The sequence below is a fragment of the Aminobacter sp. Piv2-1 genome (genome assembly GCF_037625995.1).
In the GTDB taxonomy this organism is placed as follows: Bacteria; Pseudomonadota; Alphaproteobacteria; order Rhizobiales; family Rhizobiaceae; genus Aminobacter.
In genome coordinates this window covers 461,399-474,271 of record NZ_JARKMU010000001.1, presented here as the reverse complement: position 1 = coordinate 474,271, position 12,873 = coordinate 461,399, and the positions used below count along the sequence as shown (strand labels likewise).

Here is a 12,873-nt window from a genome sequence, read left to right as displayed (position 1 = left end):
CGGGGAGCGCTAGTCTGGAAAGGCGAATGCGGCTGCCAGGCGTTGCCGCCACTGCGGCACCATCCGCGTCAGCGTCACGCCGTGATCCTGATAGGCGTGAACGAAGCGATCCGCCGCAACGAGGATCGCGGCGTGCTTGGCCGGCAGGTGCTGCCGCCAGCGGAAGACGATCACGTCGCCCGCGCCGGCTTCCGCAACCGGCCTTTCGCAAAAATGACGGCGCAGGCCCTCGAGCAGGCGCTCTTCTCCCGTCGCTTCGGCCCAATCGGGAGCATAGGGCCCGGGCCGTTCGAGTTCGTGGCCATAAACGTGGCGCCAAATGCCGCGCACGAGCCCCAGGCAGTCGCAGGCAACCCCCCTTCGGCAGCCCTGGTGCCGATAGGGAGTTCCGACCCAGCCAAGCGCCTCCTCGACGACGGCCGCAGCCTTCGCGTCGCGCTCGGTCATGGCACGATCGGCCCTCCGTCGAACACACCACCCTCGGTGACGTACGAATATCCGGCGTCATTGCCGGGAAGGTGCGGGAAGCCCCTGAAGTTGGCGGCATTGGCGAATTTCGCCTTGCAGGTGGCGAATGCCTTGTCGCAGCCGGCGCGAACCGTGAACGGGTCGCCGACAACCAGGGCGGGTCCAGAGCCTGCCTCAAGCAGAAGGGTCGCGCCGCCGGCGTCCTTGCGGTGTTCCGATATGCGCTCCGTCCGCCCGGCGCGCGCGCCGCCCGTCCAGGTAAGCGTGCCATGGGTGAACCAGCCGGCATCGAAACCGAACAGTCCAACTGCAACGAGCATGTTCGGGTCGACATATGCCGCAACGGATCCCGCGGCTGCGAATTGCGCCTGCTCCAACCCCACTCCGCATCGCCGGTCGCCAAGTTCGGCATCGCAGGCGCGCGCGACATAGCGGCCATTCGGCTGGTCGAGCGCGTTGGCCGAGCTTTCGAGTTCGGCGACGAAGCGCAAGCCGCTGCGCGTCACCTTGCCGATGGTCGAAACCCGCAGCAGCGCGAAATGCACTGGGACGGCCCAGTTGACCATGAAGGTCTCGACCCTGGCGTTGTCGTAGAGCCCGGCGGCGATGTCCTCGCCGCGAATGGCGTCGGAGGCCAGCGCCCCTTCGACATCGACCGTATCCACGGCAAGGCCAAGCGAGGTGCGGGCCTCGCTCGCGCTCAATCCGGATTCCGGCTCGAATGTCGTTCCGTCCAGGACAAGGTGCCGATCGTGATCGGTGAAGCCGATCGAAAGCCCATCCGCCCGTGTCAGGCGCCAGCAATGGCAGACGGTCGTCACTGGTTGGCCGAGATGCGCGGCCAGATCTGCGGGCATGGTCACAGGCGCACCTCCACGAGCGGTATGGATGCGATCTGTCCGGCATTGAAGGCGCTGAGGCTCAGCGCCAGATGCTCGATGTCGAAGCGGACGGGGACGTGGAATTCGAACCCCGCGGTAATCACCGCCCCGGGCCCGGGGATCGCCGACGGAGCGAACACGACCTCGCCGCTGGCATCATCGAACCTGAAGCCGGTGGCCGAAGGCAGTTCGACGCCAGCCACGGCTATGCTCAACGTCGCGACATCCGGCTTGGCTATGAGCCGCCGATAGGCCTCGCTCCCCGTTCCGTAAGTCTTCACGAGCGGAAAGCGGGCCTTCGTCCCGTCGCCCACGCCCTGTTCCTGGTCGAGCGGCGACGGTGCCTCACCAGGCCGGCACGACTTCATGTCGAACGGATCCCTGAAACGGAAGGCGTGCAACGAGCCGCGCCGCGCCTCGAAGAACGCCACGACCGCATGCATGTCGTCGAGCGACCGCACACCCGTGCCGGCGTCGTAGCGGTGGCGCGACTGCGAGAAGCGGAGGTTGCGTTTCTCGCGCCCGGACGTCAGCGACACGATCTCGTTTCGCCGTTCCGGGCCGCCGGTCGCGCCGAAGGAAACGGCGGCCGGGAAAACCTCGTCGTGGAAACTCGCCAGGTCCGACACGTGATCTCCTCAGAATGTGCGCGTGCCGCGCGACACGGCCTTGGCCAGCATGCCGGTGATCTGCGCCTCCGACTTGCGGAACGACGCGGCGTCCTGGGCCGTCACGTTGAAGATCACGTTGACGGAAGTGCCGCCCCGCGCGGCGACGCCTAGGCTGCCGTCGGACGAACGGCGCAGCGGCAGGATCGCCTCCGCACCCGCCTCCCCCATCAGGCCGACATTGCGGCCTGCGGGAAAATAAGTAGGTGTCGAGACCACGCCACCCGAGGCGAACGGAACGACATTCCCCGTCACCCCGCCCTTGGAGAAGGGGAGAATGCCCGAAAGCCCGCCGAGCAGGCCCGACAGCAGCGAACCGGCAAGCGATTGCAGCGGCTTCATGCCTTCCTGGAGCGCCATGCCCGCGAGGTTGAGGCCGATGCGTCGCAGCACGTCGTCGAGCTCCTTGCCGCTGACCACGGCACTCTTCATCGCGCTGGTCAGTTGTGCGCCGAAGCTGTCGGACAGCCGCTCCAGCGATTGCAGGGCGGTCTGAAACGGCGCCGTGTCGGCGCGGATCGCGACCATGAGATCTTCGGCCACAGGCTTACTCCGATTTGTCTGGGAACAGCGCCATCATCGCCACCAGGTGATCCTTTCCGGGCGGAGCATCGGTACGCTTGGGCAGCGTGCTCATGGCGCGCTCGAGCTCTCGCGGCGTCATCGACCAGAACGCACCCGGCGAAAGCCGCAGCAAGCCAAACCCCGCGGCCATGACGCTGTCCCACGGGAATTCGGCTGGCCTGCCCGCTGCGGCGTTCAAGGGTTTTGGCCGGCGTCTCCGCTCTTGCCCGCCCCGAAGGTCGTGGTCAGGAGATCCGATACGATCGCCGCGAAACCGGCCGCGGCGCCCTCGGCATGCATGCCCCCGACCTCGGCGTCGGACACGTCGTGCCCGGCACCGCGCAGGCCCGCACCGACGACGCGGATCATGTCCCGCGCCGACAGCCGGCCGCTCGAGAAGCGTTCGACCAGTGCCGCCAGGTCGTCCGCCGCATAGCTCGCCTCGAGCTCCGCCAGCGCGCCGAGCGTCAGGCAAAGCCGATAGCTTTGGCCGTCGAGTTGGGCGTCGATTTCACCACGTCTCCTGTTCGCGCTCATGGCGCCACCGCGAACGCAACCACGCCGGCCGACTCCAGGGCGACCTCGAAGGTCACCTCGCCGTCGTGATTGCCGGTATATTCGAGCGCAGTGATCTGGAACGGCGCTTCGACGAGGCCGAAATCCGGCACGGCCAGTTGCCACCTGACGATCTCGCCGCCGAAGAAGCAGCTCCGGATTCGCGCGTCCGACTGCTGGTCCTTGAAGATGCCCGAACCGCTCACGGACGCGCGCTGCACGCCGCTGCCGGCGAGAAGCTCGCGCCAGCGCCCGACCGATTCCGCGTCGGTCACGTCGACGGTTTCGCTGTTGAAGGCGATGCGCTTGGAGCGCAGGCCCGCGACGGTGACGAAGCTGCCCAGGCCGTTGCTGTCGACCTTGAGCAGAAGGTCCCTGCCCTTCTGTGCGACCATTGCTTGGTCTCCCGATATTGATGTGAGAACTCGGTGTGGCCGGTCAGGCGGCCGGCTCGGTCACCGCGCGGAAGCGCAGCAGCCCATGCTGCACGGAGAGCCTGTCGTCGAACCGCGCCTCGGAGAATTCGAGCCGCATGTTGACGAGGTGGTGGGCGTCGAGCGCAAGGTTGGCGCCGTCCAGCAGCCCGCGCACCACCTGCATGATCTCCAGCGCCTCGCGCTTGCCCTGCGATTTCGACCAGACATGGACCGAAAACAGCTGTTCGGTGCCGCTCTCGGTGTCGGTGCTCCAGTCATAGATGCTGGTCCGGCCGAAAGTCAGGTATGGGAAGATCACATTCACCGGGACCTGGTCGTGTATCTTGGGGCCGCCGAGCAGCCCCAAGAGCTCAACGCTGCCGCCGAGCGCGGCAAAAACCGCCTTCTGAAGTTCAGCCGCCGGGGCGGTCATCGCTTCGCTCCCTCGTCGCTGCGCGCCTGCTCCGCTCAGTCCGCCGCGCGTCCGTCGCGTCGCCACGGTAGCCTTGTTCGACGTCCTCCGCCAGTTCGTGCGCCTTCCAGCGCAAGGCCCGCTTCAGCCCCTCGAGCGTGAGCTTCATCGTCACCTTCATTTGCCCTGCTCCCGCGTGCGGCAGACCAGGTAGCGCTGGGTTTCGTCGGGATCGTGCACCGTCACGATGTCGAGCACGCGCTGGTCGCGGCGAAACCGCATGCCGCTCCTGATCCCCTCGCGCCACCTGACGGTGACGCGGTGCGTGGCCGTCTCGAGCGTCTGGCCGGCGCCAAAGGCGCTTTGCGCCGCCAGCGGCTCCACCTGGGCGAACAGCGTCGCCCGTTCGACCCAGCCCTCGGTGTAGCCACCGAAGGCATCCGGCATCGTCACGCTCTCCTCGAGTGCGACCTCGGTTCGAAGAGCCCCCGGATCGAGGAAGCTGGCGCGCATCAGAGCCTCCTCGCCCGGTAGCCGGCGATCAGCCGGTCGTAGCCCCGCGGGTAGGACGCCGGCTGTTCCTCGGCCCCGAAGCTCGCGCGAAACTCGTACCAGTGCGCTACCAGCAGCAGCATCGCGCGCTTGATAAGGTCCGGCACGTCCGGACCCGATTCCCCGAAGCCGGCGCGAAAATCGATCTCTATGCCGTTCATGACGCGCAGACGGTCCGGCTTCCGGTCGAAACGCAGGCGTGCGGGCCGTGACAGCGTATCCAGCTGGTAGTGCACCGGATCGAGGATCGCCGCCTCGCCCTCGCTGCCGAAAGTCGTCACCGACAGGATCTGTCGCACGGGGTGGCGCGCAATCGCTACGGCGTTCCCAGGCGGCCATGCGTCGAGGACCAGGCGCCACGTCTGGTCGATCAGGGCCAGCCCCGTCGCTCGTTCCACGTCCTCGCGCGCCGCGCGGATCAGCCCGCCGATCAAGGCGTCCTCGCTGACATGGGCAATTCGCAAATGCGCCTTGGCCTCCATCAGCGTCACCGGTTCGACCGCCGGGGCGCTGGTCCTGATGAGGGTCATTCGTCACCCTTTGCGTCTGCATTGAAAGGAAGCGGCCCCGGCCGGTAGGTGGCCGGGGCCGCCGCGGCACAATTGGCGAACGGGAGGGGGAAAGCCGTCCGCCCTTAGGCCGTGCCGTATTTCAAGAGCTTGATCGCGGAGAAGTCCTGGACGCCGCCGCCCACCCGCTTGGTCGTGTAGAACAGGACATAGGGCTTGGCCGAATACGGATCGCGCAACACGCGCACGCCGGCGCGGTCCACCACGAGATAGCCACGCGAGAAATCGCCGAAGCCGATGGGCGTCGCGTTGGCGGCCGCATCCGGCATGTCCTCGGCCTCGACGAGCGGGAAACCCATCAGCATCGCCCGTTGCCCCGGGGTTGCGGGCGGCTGCCACAAATAATTGCCGTCGCCGTCCTTGAGCTTGCGGATCGATGCCTGCGTCTTGCGGTTCATCACCCAGTTGGCGTTCTGCCGATAGCCGGCCTTGAGGGTGTAGACGGTGTCGATCAGCACGTCGGACGGGCTCGACGCCGGCAGCGCACCTGAGACGCCGGTCACCACGTAGCCGATGTCGCCCCAGGCCCAGCTGGCCTCGGCCACCTTGTTGTAGTCGAGGAACCCCTTGGGCCTGTTGACGCCATTGCCGTTGACGAAGGCCGCCCCCTCCTGCTCGGCGAAGGCCGCCTCCACCTCCGAAGCGATCCACTGGTCGAGATCGACAACGCTGTCCTCCAGCAAGGAGGCGGTCGCCGCCGGCATCGCGTAGAGTTCCATCGTCGGGAACTGCAGCTCGGCCAGCGTCGGCGTGGCTGTCTGGGGCCGCGCCGCCGTCTCCGCCACCCAGCCGACGGCCGGGCCGGCGACGGTGAACGGCTTCTTCAGCACCGCCGCCGAAACCTGCCTGACCGCTGCGATGGACCGGATCGGCGACAGCGACGACAGCCGGCGTCCGATCTCCGCTTCGGTTTCATCGGGCACCAGGTAGCCGCCATCCTGACCCGAGCCGTAGGACATCGCCTTGGAATCGAGGGCCCTGAGCTGCCGGTCGTCGCCGGCGCGCATGTAGAGGTCGAAAGCCTCCTTGTGTTCGCTTGGCGCAGCCCGTCCTCCTTCGCGGCTCAGGGCCGGCCTGACGCGCTTGAGCGACAGGCCGTCGAGGGCACGCTTCTGCTCGTCGAGCGCGCGCGATATCCGGTCCACCTTCTCGCTGGTCACCACGTCGGCGCCCAGCCGGCCTTCCAGCTGTGCCAGGCGTTCGTCGTTGCTGTCCTTGAAGGCCTCGAATGTGGTCATGAACTCGCCGAAGGCGTCCTTCAGGTCGAGCATTTCGCCGCTTGCCGCCTTGACCTCGGGGGCGCGCGGCAGATGTGTAGCGTTCATGCGGTGTTTCCTCTTTGCTTGATCATGCGCGTGGTCTCACGGATGCGTTCGGCGAGACCGGTCTCCGCTCCCCATGCGGCATCCCGCCTGCGCACGAGGCTGGCGAAACCCTCGGCGATGACGGCCCGGGCGTCGCTCCTGGTCAGCCCAGCATCCCGCGTGAGCCAGCATTCGAATTGTCGAGTGGTGGGGAGTTTGCCCCGGTGCTTCACCGTGTCGATGCGTGCCTCCGGCAGCATCGGAAAGGTGACGATGGATATCTCCCAGAGATCGGCCTCGAGGATGTGGCGAATTCCGGTCGCCTGTTCCTTCCGCGCCTTGACCGCCCGGAAACCGATCGACAGCCCGTCGAGCGCGCCTCCGCGCAGCAGGCTGTGCACCTCGCGGGCACGGGCCACGTCCTTTGCAAGCCTGCCGCGGACGAACAGGCCGCGCTGATCTTCCCTGATCTCCGTCCAGTTGCCGATCGGCTGGTTGGGATCATGCTGGAACAGCATGCGGATGCCGGCCGCGCCGCGGGTCCGCAGCGACTTGGCGAAGGCGCCCCGTTCGACCAGGTCCTTGCCCAGGTCGACCCGGTCGAACAGGCTGGCATAGCCGGAAAAGGTCCCGTCAGTCGCGACTTCATCGAGCGCAAGGTCGACGAACTTGCTCTCGCCGTGCCTCGCGGTTGCCTCATGCATCATGGTCGGCCCCTTTCCTCCGGTCGATCAGCTTGCCGACGCGGCTGCCTTCGAAGGCGCGCATCAGCAGGCCGAGTGCCCACCAGGCACACAGGCTCGCGACGGCCGCGCCCATCATCATCATCTCGGCGGCGCCGAGCAGGCGATCGATGCCGAGCTCGGCGGCGACCTTGACGCCCGCCGCGCCGCCGAACACGAGCCCGCAGACGACGCCGACGGCGAACCGCACTGCGGCCTCGCGCCGGCCCTGCGGCAGGATGTAGGCAAGCGAGATCGCCGATCCGGCAACCGCGCCCGCCCCCTTGGCCAGCCACAGCCAGCCGGGATCGGACATCTCCGTCATCGTCGAGTTTTCCGTGGTTGGGATGGTTCAGCCGCGGGGCGGATAGCCCACCGCCTGGCGTTTCTCGTCATCGCTCAGGAAACCAGCGGCTTCGAGCCGCGTCCACAACGCGTCCCGTTCGCTCGCCAGGCCTTCCACCTGGTCCGCGTCGTACCAGAGCCTCAAGCCGTCGCCGAAGGCCGGCGCGAGCCAGGCCGAGAATTCCTTGGCCGTGCGCGCCACCAGCGGCAGCACGGTCAGGCGATAGAAGGCGCGGTTCGCCTCCTGGTAGTTCGAGTAGGTGTTGTCGCCGGGGATGCCCAGCAGCATCGGCGGCACGCCGAAGGCGAGCGCGATGTCGCGGCTTGCCGAATGCTTGGCCTCGATGAAATCCATGTCCTTCGGCGAAAGCCCCATCGCCTTCCAGTCGAGCCCGCCTTCCAGCAGCAGCGGCCGGCCGGCCCGCGTCGCGCCGGAGTAACCCTCTTCCAGTTCCGCCTTGAGGCGGTCGAACTGGTCGTCGGTCAGGTTGCTTCCGTCCTTTGGGGCGTAGACCAGCGCGCCGGATGGCCGGGCCGAATTGTCGAGCAGGGCCTTGTTCCAGCGCCCCGCGGCATTGTGGGTGTCGAGCGCGATCAGCGCAGCTTCCAGCGGCGGAAAGCCGTAGTGGTCGTCGAGCGGGTGGAACAGCGTCAGCTGTGCCGCGCTGCCGCCCTGCCCTGCAATCCCGAGCACGATGCGCCGACGCGAGCTTCCTTCGCGATAGTCGAGCGCCGACGGCCAGCCTCCTGCGTCGCTGGCGACGGTGACCCGGTCGGGCCTCAGCAGGTGCAGTTCGCGCGCCCCGCCGGCCGCCTCGACCAGCTCGACATAGGCGTTGCCGGAAATGAGCAGATGCCCGTACAGCGCCTCCATGAAGCCCGCGCCGGACTGCCGCTCGTTGGGTCGCGCCAGCAGCCGCAGAAGCGGATGGTCGTCGAGTTCGGCAGCACCGTCATAGAGCAGCCAGGGTATCGCCGATGCCGTTTCCGAGATCAGGCGAACCGAACGGTGCACGATCGGGTTGCGCATGAATCCTTCGCGGGCAAGGGCGGCATAGTCCCGCCTTGTCCAGCGGGCCTCACCCTGGGCGTGGATGGCGACGAACCCCGTCGACATGCCGCTCTTGCGCTCCGGCAACGAACCTCCGTTCCTGGTCTTGCGCGACCAGGGCCAATTCATAGCCATCTTGTTTCCTGTTCAGAAAATGTCGCGTATCCGCGGCTCGGACGACCACTCCGGCATCAGTTCACCGATCGCCCAGACCAGAGCATCGACACGATCCGGCGAGCGGCCATTCGACAGCCCGTCCGGTCCGAAATCGCACATCTCGTCTTCGAGCGCCTCGAAGCTACCGGCGTGCAGCACCTTGCCTTGCTGGTAGAGCGCCGCGATCGGTTCGGCGCGCAGCCATTTCGCCCGCCGGGCCCTGACCGCCTTCACGGGCACGGCCGGGTCCACGGTCCGGATCACCGCCGTGGCCATCTCGCCGCCCTGGTTCGTCTCGACGACGATGCAGTCGGCCTCAAGCCGGTGAAAAAGTCCCACCGCGGCACCGGCCCATGCCTGGGGCTTGGCCGCGCGAACCGTCGCATCGGCAAGCACCACCGCCCTCCCCGCCTCGTCGAGGCCAGCGGCAACGATGCCGCAGGCATCGGAATTGCGGTGCGAACTCGCCGGCGGATCCACCGCAACGACGATCCGGCGAAGGTTTGGCGCCTCGCCGATCAGCACGTGTTCCAGCATCTCGCGAGACCACAAGGCATCCGGACGGTCTTCTATGAATTCTCCGTCCAGTTCCTGGCGCCCGAGAACCGTGCCGCCATAGCGCGCGCGGATCGCGCTCAGAAATGTCGGCGCCAGATTGGCACTGTTCTCTTCAGATCGCATCCGCGTCACATGCACCTGCGGATCGGCCAGCAGCCGCTTCAGCAAGGGCAGCGGACGCGGGGTCGTGGTGATGATCTGCCTCGGCCTCTCCCCCAGCCTGAGACCAAACTGCAGCATGTCGAAGCAGGCATCCGGATACCTCCACTTCGCCAGCTCGTCACACCAGGCGGCCTGGAACTGAGGCCCGCGCAAACTGTCCGGATCCTCGGAGGAGAAGATCTGCGCCACGGCTCCGCTTTTCCACACCAGACGCCTGCGGCTCGCTTCGAAGCGCGGCCGATCATTGCGCGAGATCGTCATGATCCCGGACGGTCCCTCGATCATCACCTCCCGGACGTCCGCCAGCGTTTCCCCGACCAGGGCTATCGGCGAGTGCTGGGTGCTTGCAAAAGGCGGAAAGCCCCGCACCATGCTGTTCACCCACTCCGCGCCGAGCCGGGTCTTGCCGGCGCCGCGCCCGCCGATCACCAGCCATGATGCCGGCTGCCGCTCGAGCAGATATTGTTCGATCCGGGCGAAATGCACCCACTCGCGGTCGACCAGCCAGCCTTCGTGCTCATTTATGTTCTTCTGCGACCAGCACCCGTGCATAGTCTCGAGCAAGTTCGATGATGCGCCGGTCGATCCTGGCGAGCACGTCGGCCGTTTCTGCATCGCGCTTCGTCTGGCTCACTTTCTCGCTTTCGGTTCCACGGCTGAGCTCTCCGATCTTCTCGACCGTCTTCAGTATCGAGGAAACCAGGTCGACCTGTCCCTTGTCGAAGGCGCCTTCGTGCTCGAGCCGCAGGCTTTCCACCTGCGCCACCAGCGCGTCGGCCAGCCTCGCCAGCCTCTCGTCCAGGCCGGTGGAAGTCGGGGCCGTCCAGCCCTCGCGGAGAATTTGCCTTTCGATTGCGGAGGCAGCCTTACCGCTGGCCGCCGCCAGCAATTCGACACCTGCCGTAGCCCCTTCGTAGAGCGCCCGCAGCGCCCGTCCTCGTTCGACCGCATTCGCGCCCAACGCCAACCTCCAGGGTTCGATAAATTCGGAAATCGCCGGGCGATCAGGACGCATTGGCGCCGGTCGCACTTCTTCGACGATAGCCAAACACTACCAGACGACCGTAACGCAGTCAAGAATATATTCCTATTTTGGGGCATTTTTCCTCGCCAACGACGATGTTACCGGCACCCCCTTGTCCCGCCGCCGAAAATCGGGGACAAGACCCCCCGAGGGGCGGGGGACGCGCGCCCTTAATTCGCCAGCAAGCGTATCTAGGTATAAGCTGTAGCAACGCGCCGGACCCATTTCGAATGGAAAGCCCACTCGAACCACGCAAGAGGAGAGGCCGACTGGCCGCTGGCCTGTTGGCCATCGACGCCTGGCTCGACTCGTCTCTCTACGAACTTCGTTTCCGCGCGCAGCAATTTTGGGAAAACGCCACCGTTTTCTTTCGACGCTTCCGGGTCAAGGGATGGCGGCGCGGCATCATCGAGCTGTTGAGCGAGGCTTTCACGCTCGGCGCCGGCGGCTCGGTCGTCATGCTGGCCCTGGCGATGCCGGCCTTCGAGGAGACGACGAGCGACTGGCGCAACCAGGACGATTTCGCCGTCACCTTCCTTGACCGCTACGGCAATGAAATCGGCCAGCGCGGCATCATCCAGCGCGATTCGGTGCCGGTCGACGAGATGCCCGACCATGTCATCAAGGCGGTCCTCGCCACCGAGGACCGGCGCTTCTTCGACCATTACGGCATCGACTTCCTCGGGCTGTTCCGTGCGATGTCGGAGAACATGCGAGCCAATTCCGTGGTCCAGGGCGGCTCCAGTATCACCCAGCAGCTCGCCAAGAACCTGTTCCTGACCAATGAACGAACGGTCGAGCGCAAGGTTAAGGAAGCCTTCCTGTCGATCTGGCTGGAGATGAACCTCTCCAAGAAGGAGATTCTCCAGCTCTATCTGGACCGCGCCTATATGGGCGGCGGCACCTTCGGCATCGCGGCTGCGGCCGATTTCTACTTCGGCAAGCAGGTGAAGGACCTCAATCTCGCCGAGGCCGCCATGCTTGCCGGCCTGTTCAAGGCGCCCACCAAATACGCCCCGCACATCAACCTGCCGGCGGCACGCGCCCGCGCCAACGTCGTGCTCACCAATCTGGTGCAATCAGGCTTCATGACCGAGGGCCAGGTGCTGTCGGCGCGGCTCCGACCGGCCGACATCATCGACCGCGGCGAGCGCAAGAGCCCGGACTACTTTCTCGACTGGGCCTTCGAGGAGGTGCAGCGGATCGCTGCCAAGTCCGGCACCCACTCGCTCGTCGCCCGCACCACGATCGACATGAACATCCAAAGGGCCGTCGAGGAATCGCTCGAATACCATCTGCGCCAGTTCGGCAAGGAATACGGCGTGACCGAAGGGGCGGTCGTCGTCATCGAGACCAATGGCGCCGTCCGCGCCATCGTCGGCGGCCGCGATTACGGCGCCAGCCAGTTCAACCGCGCCACCCGGGCGCAGCGCCAGACCGGCTCCTCGTTCAAGCCCTATGTCTACGCCACGGCCATGGAAAACGGCTTCACCCCGGAATCGGTTATCTCCGATGCGCCGATCAGCTGGGGCGGATGGTCGCCGAAGAACTACACGCGCGGCTTCTCCGGCCGCATCACGCTCACCACCGCCCTGGTGAAGTCGATCAACACAGTACCGGTGCGCCTGGCCAAAGAGAACCTGTCCATCCCGCCGATCAAGGCGATGGCCGAGGCCATGGGCGTGGAATCGCCGGTCAGCTCGCACAAGACGATGGTTCTGGGCACCTCAGGCCTTACGGTGATGGACCAGGCCACCGGCTACAGCGTGCTTGCGCAAGGCGGTGTCGTCGGAACCCGGCACGGCATCAACCAGCTGGTCACGCACGCCGGCCAGGTCGTCTATGATTTCAACAAGGACGCTCTGCCGCCCAAGCGCGTGCTGTCCGAGCAGGCCGTCGCATCGATGAACTCGATCATGGTCCAGATTCCCGAGACCGGCACGGCACGCAAGGCCGCACTTCCGGGCATCCGCTCCGCCGGCAAGACCGGAACCACGCAGTCCTACCGGGACGCGTGGTACATCGGCTACACGGGCAACTACACGGCAGCCGTCTGGCTCGGCAACGACGACTTCACGCCCACCAACAAGATGACCGGCGGCTCGCTTCCGGCGATGGTCTGGCAGCGCTTCATGGCTTATGCGCACCAGAACATCGACCTGAAGCCCATTCCGGGCATTGAAAACCCCTTCGTCGATCCGGCGACCGTGGCCAAGGCCGACGAAGCTGCCAAGGCCGGCGCTGAAGCCGCGGCGACCGACGCGGCGGACCGGCCGCCAGTGCTGTCGAGCACGACGACCCGCACGCTGCGCGAGATCACCACTTTCTTCCAGCAAGCTCCGGCGATCGAGCCTCCGCCGGAGCCGAACAGGCTCTCGGCCCTGTAGGCAGCGAAGGTCATTGAGCTTCTTTGGAAGCATTCGTGCCCCCTCGACTTGCCATCCCTTCAAATGACGGGATATTCCT

General features: G+C 66.3%; 18 protein-coding genes. 1 reads left to right on the top strand and 17 read right to left on the bottom strand.

Annotated elements, in window-relative coordinates:
* Positions 1–9: 9 nt before the first annotated feature.
* The 17 genes from AmiPiv_RS02275 to AmiPiv_RS02195 form a co-directional block, all read right to left on the bottom strand.
* The gene (locus AmiPiv_RS02275; protein WP_340035620.1) at positions 10–447 is read right to left on the bottom strand and encodes an NlpC/P60 family protein; all 438 of its coding nucleotides are present in this window, start codon (positions 445–447) and stop codon (positions 10–12) included.
* Positions 444–1,325, bottom strand: coding sequence for a DUF2163 domain-containing protein (locus AmiPiv_RS02270; protein WP_340035919.1), 882 nt, complete (start codon positions 1,323–1,325; stop codon positions 444–446). The genes AmiPiv_RS02275 and AmiPiv_RS02270 overlap by 4 nt, the downstream gene beginning before the upstream one ends.
* A 2-nt stretch (positions 1,326–1,327) precedes the next feature.
* On the bottom strand, positions 1,328–1,969 hold the full coding sequence (locus tag AmiPiv_RS02265) for a DUF2460 domain-containing protein (RefSeq protein WP_340035918.1): 642 nt from the start codon (positions 1,967–1,969) through the stop codon (positions 1,328–1,330).
* Between the two features lie 18 nt (positions 1,970–1,987).
* Positions 1,988–2,545 (bottom strand): phage tail tape measure protein, encoded by a 558-nt coding sequence (locus AmiPiv_RS02260; RefSeq protein ID WP_340035917.1) that lies wholly within the window; start codon positions 2,543–2,545, stop codon positions 1,988–1,990.
* A 19-nt stretch (positions 2,546–2,564) separates the two neighbouring features.
* Entirely contained in the window at positions 2,565–2,780 is a 216-nt protein-coding gene (locus tag AmiPiv_RS02255; protein WP_340035619.1) for a rcc01693 family protein, read from the bottom strand.
* A complete protein-coding gene (locus AmiPiv_RS02250) occupies positions 2,777–3,118 on the bottom strand; it encodes a gene transfer agent family protein (RefSeq protein ID WP_340035618.1) in 342 nt (113 codons plus the stop codon). Before AmiPiv_RS02250 ends, AmiPiv_RS02255 begins: the two co-directional genes overlap by 4 nt.
* Entirely contained in the window at positions 3,115–3,531 is a 417-nt protein-coding gene (locus AmiPiv_RS02245) for a phage major tail protein, TP901-1 family (RefSeq protein ID WP_340035617.1), read from the bottom strand. The genes AmiPiv_RS02250 and AmiPiv_RS02245 overlap by 4 nt, the downstream gene beginning before the upstream one ends.
* A 43-nt stretch (positions 3,532–3,574) precedes the next feature.
* On the bottom strand, positions 3,575–3,985 hold the full coding sequence (locus AmiPiv_RS02240) for a DUF3168 domain-containing protein (RefSeq protein ID WP_340035616.1): 411 nt from the start codon (positions 3,983–3,985) through the stop codon (positions 3,575–3,577).
* Positions 3,966–4,145, bottom strand: coding sequence for a hypothetical protein (locus AmiPiv_RS02235; protein WP_340035615.1), 180 nt, complete (start codon positions 4,143–4,145; stop codon positions 3,966–3,968). Before AmiPiv_RS02235 ends, AmiPiv_RS02240 begins: the two co-directional genes overlap by 20 nt.
* The gene (locus AmiPiv_RS02230; RefSeq protein WP_340035614.1) at positions 4,142–4,477 is read right to left on the bottom strand and encodes a phage head closure protein; all 336 of its coding nucleotides are present in this window, start codon (positions 4,475–4,477) and stop codon (positions 4,142–4,144) included. Before AmiPiv_RS02230 ends, AmiPiv_RS02235 begins: the two co-directional genes overlap by 4 nt.
* Positions 4,477–5,046, bottom strand: a complete 570-nt coding sequence (locus tag AmiPiv_RS02225; RefSeq protein ID WP_340035613.1) for a head-tail connector protein — start codon at positions 5,044–5,046, stop codon at positions 4,477–4,479. Before AmiPiv_RS02225 ends, AmiPiv_RS02230 begins: the two co-directional genes overlap by 1 nt.
* A gap of 104 nt (positions 5,047–5,150) precedes the next feature.
* A complete protein-coding gene (locus AmiPiv_RS02220; protein ID WP_340035612.1) occupies positions 5,151–6,410 on the bottom strand; it encodes a phage major capsid protein in 1,260 nt (419 codons plus the stop codon).
* Complete coding sequence (locus AmiPiv_RS02215; protein ID WP_445206882.1) at positions 6,407–7,096, bottom strand: HK97 family phage prohead protease; 690 nt, start codon at positions 7,094–7,096, stop codon at positions 6,407–6,409. Before AmiPiv_RS02215 ends, AmiPiv_RS02220 begins: the two co-directional genes overlap by 4 nt.
* Positions 7,086–7,436, bottom strand: a complete 351-nt coding sequence (locus AmiPiv_RS02210; protein WP_340035611.1) for a DUF6107 family protein — start codon at positions 7,434–7,436, stop codon at positions 7,086–7,088. The genes AmiPiv_RS02215 and AmiPiv_RS02210 overlap by 11 nt, the downstream gene beginning before the upstream one ends.
* Positions 7,437–7,463: 27 nt before the next feature.
* A complete protein-coding gene (locus AmiPiv_RS02205) occupies positions 7,464–8,642 on the bottom strand; it encodes a phage portal protein (RefSeq protein WP_340035610.1) in 1,179 nt (392 codons plus the stop codon).
* Between the two features lie 12 nt (positions 8,643–8,654).
* Entirely contained in the window at positions 8,655–9,935 is a 1,281-nt protein-coding gene (locus AmiPiv_RS02200; protein WP_340035915.1) for a DNA-packaging protein, read from the bottom strand.
* Positions 9,901–10,431: a hypothetical protein gene (locus AmiPiv_RS02195; protein WP_340035609.1), complete on the bottom strand. Its 531-nt coding sequence runs from the start codon at positions 10,429–10,431 to the stop codon at positions 9,901–9,903. The genes AmiPiv_RS02200 and AmiPiv_RS02195 overlap by 35 nt, the downstream gene beginning before the upstream one ends.
* A gap of 206 nt (positions 10,432–10,637) precedes the next feature.
* Here AmiPiv_RS02195 and AmiPiv_RS02190 point away from each other — a divergent pair, with 206 nt between their 5' ends.
* Positions 10,638–12,794, top strand: a complete 2,157-nt coding sequence (locus AmiPiv_RS02190) for a transglycosylase domain-containing protein (RefSeq protein ID WP_340035608.1) — start codon at positions 10,638–10,640, stop codon at positions 12,792–12,794.
* Positions 12,795–12,873: the final 79 nt, after the last annotated feature.